This is a genomic window from Albidovulum denitrificans (assembly GCF_002973535.1).
GTDB lineage: Bacteria > Pseudomonadota > Alphaproteobacteria > Rhodobacterales > Rhodobacteraceae > Albidovulum > Albidovulum denitrificans.
Genome location: NZ_PVEP01000012.1, coordinates 19,703 through 33,337 on the forward strand (window position 1 = coordinate 19,703; position 13,635 = coordinate 33,337).

13 protein-coding genes are annotated in these 13,635 nt (G+C 64.9%); 6 read left to right on the forward strand and 7 right to left on the reverse strand.

Features of this window, described 5'->3' with window-relative positions; all coding sequences use genetic code 11:
- Window positions 1-17 precede the first annotated feature (17 nt).
- From LX70_RS18590 to LX70_RS18620, 7 genes are read right to left on the reverse strand one after another with little or no spacing between them, the layout of a single operon-like run.
- A complete protein-coding gene (locus tag LX70_RS18590; protein WP_105516297.1) occupies window positions 18-638 on the reverse strand; it encodes a hypothetical protein in 621 nt (206 codons plus the stop codon).
- Window positions 639-646: 8 nt separating this feature from the next.
- Window positions 647-1,324 carry a hypothetical protein gene (locus LX70_RS18595; RefSeq protein ID WP_105516298.1) on the reverse strand — a complete coding sequence of 226 codons (678 nt, stop codon included), beginning with the start codon at window positions 1,322-1,324 and terminating at the stop codon, window positions 647-649.
- A 28-nt stretch (window positions 1,325-1,352) separates the two neighbouring features.
- A complete protein-coding gene (locus LX70_RS18600) occupies window positions 1,353-2,297 on the reverse strand; it encodes a carbohydrate kinase family protein (protein ID WP_105516299.1) in 945 nt (314 codons plus the stop codon).
- Between the two features lie 31 nt (window positions 2,298-2,328).
- Window positions 2,329-3,378: an ABC transporter ATP-binding protein gene (locus LX70_RS18605; RefSeq protein ID WP_105516300.1), complete on the reverse strand. Its 1,050-nt coding sequence runs from the start codon at window positions 3,376-3,378 to the stop codon at window positions 2,329-2,331.
- Between the two features lie 5 nt (window positions 3,379-3,383).
- Window positions 3,384-4,229 (reverse strand): carbohydrate ABC transporter permease, encoded by an 846-nt coding sequence (locus tag LX70_RS18610; protein ID WP_105516301.1) that lies wholly within the window; start codon window positions 4,227-4,229, stop codon window positions 3,384-3,386.
- A gap of 3 nt (window positions 4,230-4,232) precedes the next feature.
- Window positions 4,233-5,177: a carbohydrate ABC transporter permease gene (locus LX70_RS18615; RefSeq protein WP_105516302.1), complete on the reverse strand. Its 945-nt coding sequence runs from the start codon at window positions 5,175-5,177 to the stop codon at window positions 4,233-4,235.
- Window positions 5,178-5,218: 41 nt separating this feature from the next.
- Window positions 5,219-6,772: an ABC transporter substrate-binding protein gene (locus LX70_RS18620; RefSeq protein ID WP_105516303.1), complete on the reverse strand. Its 1,554-nt coding sequence runs from the start codon at window positions 6,770-6,772 to the stop codon at window positions 5,219-5,221.
- A 232-nt stretch (window positions 6,773-7,004) separates the two neighbouring features.
- On the opposite strand from LX70_RS18620, the gene LX70_RS18625 reads away from it, so the two are divergent.
- The 6 genes from LX70_RS18625 (at window position 7,005) to LX70_RS18650 (ending at window position 13,596) form a co-directional block, all read left to right on the forward strand.
- Window positions 7,005-8,336, forward strand: a complete 1,332-nt coding sequence (locus LX70_RS18625; protein ID WP_105516304.1) for an NAD(P)H-dependent oxidoreductase — start codon at window positions 7,005-7,007, stop codon at window positions 8,334-8,336.
- Window positions 8,329-9,345, forward strand: a complete 1,017-nt coding sequence (locus tag LX70_RS18630) for a thiamine pyrophosphate-dependent dehydrogenase E1 component subunit alpha (RefSeq protein WP_105516305.1) — start codon at window positions 8,329-8,331, stop codon at window positions 9,343-9,345. Before LX70_RS18625 ends, LX70_RS18630 begins: the two co-directional genes overlap by 8 nt.
- Entirely contained in the window at window positions 9,342-10,352 is a 1,011-nt protein-coding gene (locus LX70_RS18635; protein WP_105516306.1) for an alpha-ketoacid dehydrogenase subunit beta, read from the forward strand. Before LX70_RS18630 ends, LX70_RS18635 begins: the two co-directional genes overlap by 4 nt.
- Window positions 10,352-11,635: an acetoin dehydrogenase dihydrolipoyllysine-residue acetyltransferase subunit gene (locus LX70_RS18640; RefSeq protein ID WP_105516307.1), complete on the forward strand. Its 1,284-nt coding sequence runs from the start codon at window positions 10,352-10,354 to the stop codon at window positions 11,633-11,635. The genes LX70_RS18635 and LX70_RS18640 overlap by 1 nt, the downstream gene beginning before the upstream one ends.
- 26 nt (window positions 11,636-11,661) lie before the next feature.
- Window positions 11,662-12,663, forward strand: coding sequence for a sugar-binding transcriptional regulator (locus tag LX70_RS18645; protein ID WP_245885139.1), 1,002 nt, complete (start codon window positions 11,662-11,664; stop codon window positions 12,661-12,663).
- Window positions 12,664-12,840: 177 nt separating this feature from the next.
- Complete coding sequence (locus tag LX70_RS18650; RefSeq protein WP_211301753.1) at window positions 12,841-13,596, forward strand: DNA alkylation repair protein; 756 nt, start codon at window positions 12,841-12,843, stop codon at window positions 13,594-13,596.
- Window positions 13,597-13,635: the final 39 nt, after the last annotated feature.

Sequence of the window (13,635 nt, forward strand, 5' to 3'; positions counted from 1 at the left end):
GCCGCCGCCCGCCTTTCTCAATCGCGCCCGCCGACCAGCGGCGTTGCCGCCGTGCCGGGCAGTTCCGCCTGCCCCTCGGGGCGGGCATGGAAGAGGGCCGGGAATTTCCAGTCCGGCTCCTCGCCGCAGAAAAGGTCCAGATAGGGGATGGCGAGCGAGGGGTCCTCGCCCACATTCTCGCGAAAGCTCCACCAGGTGCGCAACTCGTGCAGCACCTCGTTGGGATGTTGTTCGCGGTGGTAGTCGGAGTTCAGCACCAACCCCCGCACGTTCAGGCAGAAGCCGACGTAAAGATAGCCCTCGGGCCAGAAATAGGCGGGGTTGGAACTGTCCGCATGGGCCGGAAGTGCGACGCCGGTCACCGGCTTTTCGCGGATCAACTCGCGCAGCATGAGGCCCGCGGCAAAGCCGACATAGGCCGCGTTCTGCCCCGATTCCGCCGGCTTCTGGCGTTCGAACGCCGCCAGCCACGCGGCGAAGACGGCGGCCAGCCCATCGTCGCTGACATCATAGGTCGTGCCGGTTTCGGCGGTTGTCTCCTGCATTTGCAGGTGAAAGGCCCGGATGAACCAGCGCAGGCGCTGCGCCTCCTTGTGCAGGGGCTGGGCGTCGCTGAAGAGGGAGACGGGTGGTGCCATGGCTTCCCTCACAGATGTTGGGCGAGCATCCGAAGACGCGCGTTCAGCTTGTCGGTATCGGCCGGATCGCCCGGCTCTGCGGGGATGGAACGGCAAAGGGCGGCGGCCATGTCGAGCAGCCGAAGCTCTTCCTCCGCACTGTCCGCCCGCGCCGTCAGCAGCCAGACGATAGCCGCCGTCAGCAGGCTTTCGGGCGTATGGCCGCCCGGCGCCGCCTGCACCACCGGGGCGGCCGGCAGTTCCCCGATCGCGGCCGACGTCAGGACCGCCCGGCAGGCCAGCGCCGGCCGGGTCCCTGCATCGGACGGCAGCTTCCTGAGCGCTGCGACCGCGACCGCCTCGCTGAACATCCAGTGCGGCCGCGCCGCCGCGCGGGCCGACAGGTAATCCCAGGCGAAGCCCATCATCCGCGCGCAGGCATCGGCCCCCTCTGCCGCGCCGTTCACAAAGCCGGAGGCGGCGGCAAGCTGGTCGCGGTCCAGCCGCGACACCACATCGCCGACCGTCGCCTGCTTCATCGCATGAAGCGTGTCCCGGACGGCATGGCGAAACGGCTCCGGCACCATGCGCGCCACCGGCTCAAGCGCCTCTTCCGAAAGGTCGGCAACACCCGAAAGCGCCCGCAGCGCATCGCGCAGGGGGGCCTTCAGGCTTCGCGGGATCGGGGGCAGGTTGGCTTGTTTCATCGCTTCGCCGCTGTCATCTGCCCCAAGCTTAGCCGCGGGTGGGGCAAGTTTCCATAAACTTCAGCGTCTCTTCCAGCGAAGAGATCACCGCCTGCGAGCCAAGCCCAAGCGCGTTCTGCGCCGATGAGGCCTGGGCCAAGCGGATGCATTCCTCCATGTCGCGCCCAAGGTGCAGTCCGGTCGCGAAACCCGCATTGAAGCAATCGCCGCAACCGCAGGAACAGACCACCTCGATCCGGTAGGCCGGAAGGTCGATCCGCCCGCCCTTCTGGTCGCGATACATCGCCCCGTCCGCGCCAAGCGTCAGGATCACCGCCCCCGCGCCCTGATCGAGAAGGAAGGACGCGATGTCCTCAAGATCGGTCAGACCCGACAGCGCCATCGCCTCTTCCTGCGAGGGCAGGAAGAAATCGGTATGCGGCAGAAGTGGCCGGATCAGCGGAAAATCGTCCTGGGTGGAGGCGAAGACATCAAGCGTGGTCGTGATGCCGCGCGCCTTGGCCTCGGCCAGAACCTCGGCGTTGCGGCCCTTGTCCATCGCATCCATCAGGCCGACCCCGCCGATATGCAGGATGCGGGTATCAAGCACCCGGTCGATCTGGTCGTCATCGACATAAAAGGCGCCGGTCGCGCCCAGCTTGTGCAACGCCGGGCGCTGCCCGTCAGGCCGCGTGGTCACGATGGAGGAAGAGGTCGCCACCCCCTTGCAGTGCTGCATCAATTCCGTGTCGATGCCGAAATCGCCCAGCCTTCGGCGGACCCAGTCGCCCATCAGGTCATCGCCCAGCCCGCCCACGGCCTGCACGTTCAGTCCGTGCTTTGCGGCCACGATCGCCGCACAGCCCGCCGCGCCGGAGACCGCGATGGCGAAATCCTCGACGAAGAAGGTATTACCACCCGGCGGGATCGCGGTGACAGGGCGGCACAGCGCGTCGAAGGTGTAAAACCCCATCGAGGTATAGTCGAAACTCATCCGTTCCTCCCCTTCCGGCGTGTGACGCGGCCTAGCGCAGGCGCTGACCGGAGCCGGTTTCGAATAGATATATCCGGTCGGGATCGAAACGCACGCTCTCCCCCTGCCCCAGTGCCGCGCGATAGGCCCGGTCGGCTTTCACCTCGACAAGGCTCTCCCCCACCTTCAGCGTCAGATAGGTCACGTCGCCCGTGGGTTCCACACCGTAGACATCGCCCCCCAGATGCGCACCCTCGGCGGTGACCCGGCAATCCTCGGGGCGCACGCCCAGCGTGACCTGCCCGTCATGCGCACCGGGCAACCCCTCGACCCGGATGCCCGGCGCCTCGAAGGTCCCCCCCGACAGCCGCCCCTCGATCAGGTTCATGGGTGGCGCGCCGATGAAGCTGGCGACGAAGGTATTGGCCGGATCGTTGTAGATCTCATCCGGCGTGCCGATCTGCTGGATCGCGCCCGATTGCATGATCACGATCCGGTCGGCCAGCGTCATCGCCTCGATCTGGTCGTGGGTGACATAGACGGTGGTGATCTTCAGCTCGCGCTGGATATGCTTGATCTGCACCCGCATCGCCTGACGCAGCTTCGCGTCAAGGTTCGATAGCGGCTCATCCATCAGGAAGACCTGCGGCTGGCGGACGATGGCGCGGGCCAGGGCCGCGCGCTGGCGTTGACCGCCCGACAGCGCGCCGGGCTTGCGGTCCAGATAGTCGGTCAGTTCCACCAGCTCCGCCGCACGGCGCACGGCGGCGTCCTGTTCGGCCTTCGGCACCCCCCGCATCCTGAGGGGGAAGCGGATATTCTCATAGATCGACATGTTGGGATAAAGCGCGTAGCCCTGAAACACCATCGCCACGTCCCGGTCGCGGGCGTCGATGTCGTTCATCACCTCGCCGTCCATGCGGATCTCCCCCTCGCTGGGGTTTTCCAGCCCGGCGATCATCCGCATCGTCGTCGTCTTGCCGCAGCCGGACGGCCCGAGGAAGACGATGAACTCTTCATCCGCGATGTCGATATTAACGTCCCGGACCCCCCAGAACGCGCCCCATTTCTTCTGGATATTGGAAAGTTCGATACGAGCCACGTCGGTTATCCTTTGACTGCGCCCATCGTCAGCCCGCGCGACAGGTGCTTCTGGATCGCGACGACGACCACGAAGACCGGAAGAAAGGCGAGAAAGGCGACAAGGGCGATTGCATTGTAGATGATCCCGTCCGACCCGCCGGTGAAATTGGCCAGCGCGACGGACATCGTATAGGCATTGGGGGTTGAGGCGATCAGCAGCGTGAACAGGAATTCGTTGATCGCGAAGATCATGGCGATGACCGAGGCGGTGATGATCCCCGGAAGGATCGCGGGAATGATGATCTCCCACAGGATGCGCAACTCTCCCGCGCCGTCGGTCTTGGCCGCGTCCTCAAGCTCTTTCGGGATGTCGAGCATGTAGGACCGGATGATCCAGGTCACGAAGGACAGGTTGATCGCGGCATAGATCAGCATCAGCGCCCAGATCGTGTCCAGAAGGCCAAGGTTGCGGAACAGGAAAAAGATCGGCACGGCGACGATCGCGGGCGCCATCATCCGGGTCGACAGGATGTAGAACCCGATGTCTTCACGCCCCCGGTATTGGAAGCGCGACAGCGAATAGGCCGCCGGGATGGCAAGGATCAGGTCGATGATGACCGACCCGAAGATCGCCGCGACCGAGTTGCGGAGGTATTTCCCCATCGGCCAGTCTTCCCAGATCATGTGCCAGGCATCGAGAGAGAAGGTCGGGAAATAGATCGGCGTCGGCGTGATGATCTCGGTCCGCGGTCTCAGCCCGATGGACAGGAACCACAGGACCGGCACGACACAGAACAGCGCCCAGCCACACAGGATCAGATAGCGCAGGACAAGGTTCTCGCCGCGGGATTTCTTGCGTTTCGCAGCCATGGCTCAGCTCCTTGCCGAAACGAATGCGCGTTTCACCACCATCTGCGCGATCACGATGGTCAGGATCAGCATGATCACCGAGGCGGCAGAGGCATAGCCGAAGTTGAAGAACTTGAAGCCTGTCCGGTAGATGAAATAGCTGATCGTTTCGGTCCCGAAGGCAGGCCCGCCCTTGGTGACGATGAAGACATTGGTGAACATGGTGGTGATGTCGATGGCCCGCAGGATCAGCGCGACCGCGATCACCGGCTTCATCATCGGCAGCGAGATGTTGAAGAAGATCGCGGGCCAGGACGCGCCGTCCAGCCGGGCGGCTTCCTCCACCTCTTCGTCCTGGCCCTGAAGCGCGGCGACGAAGATGATGAACAGGAACGGCGTCCACTGCCAGACATCGGCCAGGATCAGCAGCGCCCGGCTCATCCAGGTCGAGGACTGGATCGCGAGGTTGGCGTCGATCAGGCCGATGCGGATCAGGATGTCGGAAAAGATCCGCCCGTCCAGGAAGACAAGCTTGAAGATGAAGGCCACCGCCGAGGGCATGAACAGCATCGGCACAAGGAAGATGATGCGCCAGCCTTTGACCCATGGGTCGCGATAGGCGTGAAAGGCCAGCGCAAGCGCGATCACGCATTGCAGGACAAGCGCGATCGACCCCATGACAAGCGTGTTCCAGAGTGCGCCCCAGAACTGATAGTCGCCGAAAAGCTTCTGGTAATTGGCAAAGCCCACCGGCTTCCACGGGCCGAACTTGACCTCATGAAAGCTCTGGATGATCGCGTAGACCCCCGGATAGAGGGTGATCATCAGAAGGTAGATCACCGCGGGCGCGACAAGAAGATAGGGCAATGCGGCCTTCAGACGCTTGCTGCGCCTCTTGAAGCTGCGCGGCGCCGGGCGTGCCGGGACGGCTTGCGCCATCCCGGCCCCCGACAGGGGGGAGTTGCTCATACCAAGACCTTTTGCTTTGGCGGCCCTGCCGGGCCGCCCTGTCAGAAGGGAAGGGCCTTGCCTTCACCGACGTAAAGACCCGGCGCGGTTTCCGCGTAGTTTACCGGGTCGTTGCCCTGATAGAAGCCATTGCTTTCCATGATCGACTTGACCGCGGCGGCAGCGTTGTCCAGCGCTTCCTTGGCGCTGATCTGGCCGACGACGGCGCGGTTGATCTCATTCCCGATGGCCTGCTCGATCGGGAAAGCCCCCGGCAGGCGCGGCGAACACCAGGCATGTTCAAGCGAGTCGCCCCAGACCTTCGCGGGCTGCGACACCTCCTGAAGGTTCGGGTTCTGAAGCACCGACTTGTAACCGGGCGCCACACCGTTCGCATTCGCCTCGTTCATCGCCATGATGGACGAGGTGGTCAGGAAGGCCAGCATCAGGAACGCCCCTTCGGGGTTCTGCGCTGAGGCCGCCACGCAAGAGGTGGAGCCCGCGACGTTCGGCGGCGCGAACCGCCCGCCCGCGATGCGCGGTTCGTAGATCGTGACGAAATCGCCGACGATCTGCGACTGGTCGGGGCGCATCGCCTGCGTGCCGCTGTCCTGCCAGGAGATATTGGTCGCGACCTGCCCGCCCAGCCAGGCGGCGCGGTTCTCCGGCCAGCCGGCACCGGCCATACCTTCGTTGGCGTTTTTCGACAGGGCCAGCAGAATCTCCATCCCCTTCATGCCCGCGTCGCCGTTGAAGATCGGCTCCCAGTTCTCATCGAACAGCATCATCCCGGCCTGGGCGGAGATATGTTCCCAGGTATAGGTCGACCAGAAGCCCGGCGCGGCCATGATCCCGATCCCGGACACCCCCGGCTCAACCTTGTTCAACTCACCCGAGAGGCGGATCAGTTCGTCATAGGTCGGCACCGAATTGGCCTTGTCGATCGGACCGCCCAGCACCTTCTCGACATAGCCCTTGCGCAGGTGGACCATCTGGATGTCGCAGTCGAACGGGATACCGTACATCTGGCCGTTGAAATAGCCGTAGTTCAGCCGGTAGGTGTCATAGAAGTCGTCCAGCGGCAGCTTCCACTTGTCGGCGAATTCCTGCAACGGATGCAGGAAGCCGGGTGCCGCGAAATCGCCCAGCCAGGGCGAGAAGAACTGAAGCGCGTCGAATGAGGCGTTGCCGGAAATGAACTCGGCCAGCGCCTTGTCGTAGAAGCTGTCATCCGGGATCGGCACCAGTTCCACCTTGATGCCCGACAGCGCCTCGAACGGCGCCAGCCCTTCGGCCGCCGATTCGGCATCCGCCGCGCCGACCGCGAAACGCACGGTCGTCCCGGCAAGCTGGGCGCGCACGGCGTCCCAGTCGACGGTGCGGATCCAGTCCTTGCTGCTGTCCCAGATCGGCTTGTCGTCCGACATGTTGTAAAGCTTGCGATAGTCCTCGCGGACGTATTGCGAGATCGAGATCTGATCCAGCACGCTCTGCGGGTCCGGCAAATCCGTGGCCGCAAGCAGTTTGCCGCCCCAGACCGACCCGCATGACGCGACGCCGAGGGCCGAGCTGCCGCGCATGAATGAGCGGCGCGAAAGTCTTCCGGTGAATGCCATCTGGTTTCCTCCCTTGATGGTTCCAGGACCGCCCCCTCCCCGCCACCTCCGGCACCGTGATCGTCGGCGCCCCCTCTCATGGCGAAGTCGGGAACATTTTTTTGTCCGACGATACTCTTGTTCTCAAATCCGCTCTACGTCAAGGGTCACGAGCCATGTATGGAACATTTTTATTGACCACCTATCAAAAGTTCATCTAAATATTCTCAACCCAATCCAGGAAAGCGCCCCCATGTCTTCGAACATCGCCCTCACCGGACTCGCCAAGGATCTCGCCGCCCGTGCCGCTTCGGGCAAACCCGTGCGCATCGGCCTGATCGGCTCGGGCGAGATGGGGACGGACATCGTCACCCGCGCGGCGATGATGGACGGGGTAGAGGTCGCGGCGATCTCGGAACTCAACATCCCGAACGCCCACAGGGCGGTGTCGATCTCCCATCAGGAAGACGGCCACAGCACCGACGCCGCGACCACGGACGCGATCAATGCCGCCATCGAAAGCGGCAAGACCGCGATCACCGACAATACCGACGCGCTGATCGATTCGGGCCTGATCGACGTGGTCATCGACGCGACCGGCGTTCCGGCGGTGGGGGCCGAGATCGGCCTGCGCGCGATGGAACGGGGCAAGCATCTGGTGATGATGAACGTCGAGGCCGACGTCACCATCGGGTCCTACCTGCGGCGCGAGGCAGAGCGGCTGGGCGTCATCTACAGCCTCGGCGCCGGGGACGAACCATCCTCCTGCATGGAGTTGATCGAATTCGTCTCGGCCATGGGCCACAAGATCGTCTGCGCGGGCAAGGGCAAGAACAATCCGCTGAACATCGACGCCACGCCCGATGCCTATGAAGCCGAGGCCAAGGCACGCCACATGAACCCGCGCCTTCTGGTCGAATTCGTCGATGGCTCGAAGACGGCGGTGGAAATGGCGGCCATCGGCAACGCCACCGGCCTGATCCCCGATGTCGATGGGATGCACGGCCCCGCCGCTGGGCCGAAAGAGCTTGCCAAGGTGCTGATCCCCGAAAAGGACGGCGGCATCCTGTCCGGCATCGGCCGGGTCGACTATTCCATCGGCAAGGGCGTCTCTCCGGGCGTTTTCGTGATCGCCGAGGCGGAACACCCGCGCATCCACGAACGCATGGCCGACCTCAAGATGGGCGACGGGCCGTATTACGAATTCATCCGCCCCTATCACCTGACCTCGCTGGAAGTGCCGCTGACCTGCGCCCGCGCCGTCCTTTACGGCAAGGCCGACATGGTCCCGCTCGACAAGCCGGTGGTCGAGGTCTGCGCGGTCGCCAAGCGCGACCTGAAGCCGGGCGAAACGCTCGACCAGATCGGCGAATACACCTACCGCGCCTGGGCGATGGAAGTGTCGCGCGCCCAGGCCGCCAGGGCGCTGCCCGCCGGGATGCTGACCGGCGCGACGGTCACTGCCCCGATCAGGAAGGGGGAGCTTGTCACCGGGCTGAACGCAAAACTTCCGAACACCCGCATCGTCGAACTGCGCAAGCGGCAGGACGAAATGATCTACGGGAAGGACCTTATCAATGGCTGACGCGGCCACCGACACCAACACGCCCTACGCGATCCGCACCTACAGCCCCCAGCGGCTCAAGGATGCGCTGCACAAGATGTTCCTGATCCGCAAGTTCGAGGAAGGCGCAGAGGACAGCTATACCCGCGGCCTGATCCACGGCACGATGCACCTGTCCATCGGGCAGGAGGCCTCGGCCGTCGGATCCTGCATGTCGCTGAGCGATGAGGACAAGATCACCTCCACCCATCGCGGCCATGGTCACTGCGTCGCCAAGGACGCCGATCTGGGCAAGATGTTCGCCGAGTTCTTCGGCAAGGAGACCGGCTATTGCAAGGGGCGCGGCGGGTCGATGCATATCGCGGACCCGTCGAGGGGCAACCTCGGCGCCAACGGCATCGTCGGCGGCGGCCTGCCCATCGCGGTCGGCGCGGCCCTGTCGGCCAAGCGGCTTGGCACCGGGGCGGTCACCGTCTGCTTCTTCGGCGACGGCGCCAATAACGAAGGCGCGTTCCATGAATCGCTGAACATGGCGGCGGTCTGGAAATTGCCGGTCGTCTTCGTCTGCGAAAACAACCGCTACGGCATGTCCACCTCCACCGCCCGGTCCACGGCCGTGAAGCAGATCGCCGAACGCGCGGCGGCCTATTCCATGCCCGGCGTCACCGTCGACGGCAACGATTTCTCCGCCGTGACCGAGGCAGTCGATGCCGCCGTCGCCCGCGCCCGCCGGGGCGAGGGGCCGAGCCTGGTGGAGAACATGACCTATCGCTGGCGTGGCCATTCCAAGTCCGACCGCAACCGCTATCGCACCAAGGAAGAGATCGCCGAGTGGATGGAGCGTGACCCGATCGTGGCCATGTCCAAATTGCTGGTCGATCACAAGATCCTGACCGAGGCCGAGGTCGGCGCGCTTGAAGAAGACGCCGCCCGCATCATCAGGGAGGCCATCGACTTCGCCGCCGCCAGCCCGGACCCGAAGATCGAGGAAGCCACCCGCGACGTCTATACCGAAGGGGCCGCGGCATGAACGCCCAGACCAGGACCGAGATGCGCGAACTTTCCTACGCCGAGGCGATCCGCGAGGCGATGGACATCGCGCTTGCCAGCGACGACCGCGTCATCCTGATGGGCGAGGATATCGGCGTCTATGGCGGTGCCTTCCAGGTGACCGGCGATCTGGTCGAGAAATACGGGACCGACCGCGTGATGGACACCCCGATTTCCGAGCTTGGCGGCGCCGGTGTCGCCGTCGGCGCGGCGCTGACCGGCCTGAAACCGATCTTTGAATTTCAGTTCTCCGACTTCGCCGCCCTGGCGATGGAGCAGATCGTCAATCAGGCCGCCAAGGTGCGTTACATGCTGGGCGGGTCGGTCTCTGTCCCCCTTGTCATGCGCTTTCCTGCCGGGTCCGGCACGGGTGCTGCCGCCCAGCATTCGCAAAGCATCGAGGCCTGGCTGGGCCATGTCCCAGGCCTGAAGGTGGTGCAGCCCTCGACCCCCGAAGACGTCAAGGGCATGTTGCTGGCCGCGCTGGAAGACCCCGATCCGGTGATGATCTTCGAACACAAGATCCTTTACAAGATGAAGGGTCACGTCCCCGAAGGCCACTACACCACCCCGATCGGCAAGGCCGCGATCCGGCGCGCGGGCAAGGACCTGACCATCGTCGCGACCTCGCTGATGGTCCACAAGGCGCTGGCCGCCGCCGAAACGCTCGGCCCCGAGGGCATCGACGTTGAGGTCATCGACCTGCGTACCATCCGCCCGATGGATCGCGAGACGGTGCTGGCCTCGGTCCGCAAGACAGGTCGGCTGATCTGTGTCTATGAGGGCGTGAAAACCCTTGGCGTGGGCGCAGAGATTTCGGCCATGGTCGCCGAAAGCGATGCCTTCGATTTCCTTGATGCGCCCATCGTGCGCCTCGGCGGCGCCGAATGCCCGATCCCCTATAACCCTGAGCTTGAAAAGGCCGTCGTCCCGCAGGTTCCCGACATTCTCGACGCCGCGCGCAATCTTGCCGAGGGGCGCATCTGATGCCCATCGAAGTCATCATGCCCAAGGTCGACATGGACATGGCCAAGGGCAAGATCGTCACCTGGCATGTCTCCGAGGGCGATACCGTCACCAAGGGCGAACCGCTGTTCGACATCGAGACCGACAAGGCCGCGATGGAGGTCGAGGCCGCCGACAGCGGCATCCTGCATCACGCCGTCCCCGAAGGCACAGACGTGCCAATCGGCAAACCCGTCGCCTGGCTCTATGCCGAGGGCGAAGAGGTGGGCGACCCGCCCGCAGGCCTTGCCCCGGCGGAACCGGATGCGCCCGCCGTGAAGGACGATCCGGCCCCAAGGGCGGATGCCCCCCGCCCCGGTGCCACGCGCCGCGAACCGGACGCGGGCGAAAAGCAGCGCGCGACGCCCCGCGCCCGCGCGCTGGCGCGCGACGGCGGGGTCGACATCGACGCCATCGCAGGCACCGGCCCCCGTGGCCGGGTTCAGGCCGGGGATGTCGCGGCCCTTCTCGACCGCGGTCCGGCCCAGCTTGGCGCCGCCACCTTCCGCGCCGAAACCGGGCCGCTTTCCGTCACCCGCAGCAAGGGCGGCACCGGAACGCCCGTCGTGATGATCCACGGCTTCGCCAGCGATGCCACCTCCTGGGCGCCGCTTGAGGCGCATCTGAAGCATCGCCCGGTCATCCGCATCGACCTGCCGGGCCATGGCAAATCGCCGAAACTGAAAGTCGCGAGTTTCGCCGCGCTCCTGCAAGAGGTCCGCCGCACCTTCGACGACCTGAACCTCGACCAAGCCCACCTGATCGGCCACAGCCTTGGCGGGGCGCTGGCGCTTGGCATCGCCGATACACGCGCGCGGGGCATCGCCTCTCTGACGCTGATCGCGCCGGCGGGTCTTGGCCCCGATATCGACGGCGCCGCCCTGTCGGGCATCTGCCGCGCCAGCCGTGCCGAAAGCCTCGGCCCCTGGCTGCGCAGGCTGGTCGCCGATGAAGACATCATCACCGACAGCTATGTGCGCCTTGCCATGGCCGGGCGCAGCGACCCGAACCTGCGCGCCGCCCAAAGCGCGATGGCAGACACCCTTTTCCCCGACGGGGTGCAGGCCGTCGATCTGCGGGCCGCGCTTGACCGCCTCACCCCGCCCGCGCGGATCATCTGGGGCAAGCGCGACGCGATCATCCCCTGGCGCCACGCCCTGCGCGCGCCGGGCCGCGTCGCACTGCATCTTTTCGACGGCATCGGCCATATGCCGCAGATCGAATGCGCCGAAGAGGTTGGAGTGCTGCTTCGATCGCAGATATAGTCGCCCGGAGGTTACGGGGCGGAAAGATGGCGATGCCGAAGGACAACAAGACCAGGGCGGCGGAGACGGGCGGGGAACGGAAATCCCCCGGCTCAAGCGACACCCTTCGGGTGCGCGCCGCCTGGCTTTACTATATCGAGGGCATGACCCAGTCGGACGTGGCCGAAAAGCTTGGCGTCAACCGGGTGATGATCACGCGGCTTCTGTCCGAAGCCAAGAAGCGCGGCGAGGTGGTGATCCGCATCATGTCGCCGCTGGCGCCCCTGATCGAGTTGCAGAACAAGCTGGAAAACCGCTTCGGCCTTGAACGCGCAATCGTCGCGCCGCTTGAGGATGAAAACGACGCCCCGACCCGCGTCATCGCATCGGCCGCCGGGGTCTATGTGACCGAGACGATGCACAACAACATGACCGTGGGCGTGGGCTGGGGCCAGACCATGCACACGATGCTGCAATTCATCGAGGGCCGCCCTCTGGAAGGTGTGCGCGTGGTCTCCCTTCTGGGTGGCATCGCGCAGGCCCGCCGGTCGAACCCGGCGGAGTTCGCCTGGCAGTTTGCCGAATTGTTCGATGCCGAGGGCTTCCTGATCTCCGCCCCCGCGCTGGTCGATTCGATCCAGACCCGCCACGCGCTTCTGGAACATTGCGGCCTTGAGCAGATCCTGCAAATGGCCGATTACTGCGATGTCGCGCTGTTGTCCTGCGGCGGCATCTCGACGCTGACCACCTCCTACCGGCTCGGCCATGTCTCCGAGGCAGAGCGTCAGTCGCTGATCGAGGCGGGGGCGGTGGGTGATCTGCTTTACAACTTCCTCGACAAGAACGGCGTGCCGGTGGACCACCCCGTCAACGACCGGTCCATCTCCATGTCCATCGACCGGTTGAAGCGCATCCCCAACAAGGTGCTGATCTCCGGCGGCGCCGAGAAGATCGAGATCATGCAGGCGATCCTGAGCGCCGTGAAGCCAAGCGTCCTCATCACCGATGAGGCGACGGCAAAGCGCCTTCTCGACACCGCCCCGGCCTGAGATCCGGGTCGCTGTCGGCGACCCCAGGCGGGGCGGCTGTCGCGGGCGCCGGACCATTCCCCTCATCCGGGTCGTAGCGCCATCGGCGCCAGTGATCTTCCGAGTTGACAATGGTTAACCAAATGGTAACAGATACACCAACTGGTTTGATTGATTTGATTATAGGAATTTCTCGCTGTGATAGTATCAGCCGCCGCCCCTGAATTTCAGCGGTCCGTCGACCTGTCCCGCGCGACGGTCGAATCGCGTGTCCTGGGTGAAATCCTGAAAATCGACTTCGCGGTGCTTCTGAAGGCCATCGCCCCGGCGATGGCGCCGGTCGATTTCGGCAAGGAAGGGATCTCGGGCAAGATGCGCCTGGCGGGTGCGGCCTTGCGCGATCACCTGGGGGCCGATGGGCTTCGGACGCTGCAAACCCATGTCAGCGACACGGTGCGGGGGCTGGCGATCTATGGTCTCGCGGTCGATCTCGACACCGCGGACATTCCCGCCGTTCTCGACACTGTCCGCCCGTTTGCCGCCGACAGCCATTTCGGCGTCCGGGAATGGGCCTGGCTTGCGGTGCGGCCGCGTCTGGTGCGCGACCTCGACCAGAGCATTGCCGCGCTTGCGCCATGGACGCTTGAGCGTAACCCCCTTCTGCGCCGTTTCGCGGTCGAGGCGCTGCGCCCGCGCGGTGTCTGGTGCAAGGCCATCGCCGAGCTGCGCACCGCGCCCGAACGCGGGCTACCGCTTTTGCAGCCGATGCGCGCGGAGCCGGAGAAATACCCACAGGATTCCGTGGCGAACTGGCTGAATGACGCGGCCAAGGATCGGCCTGACTGGGTCGAGGATCTGTGCCGGTCCTGGCTGCATCACAGCGATGGCGCCAGAAGCACGGCGCGGATCGTCGCGCGCGCCACCCGGTCGTTCAAGGTGCCGCTCAAAGCCTGATGCCACCACTGTTCTTTTCCCGGACCGCCCGGCCCGGCA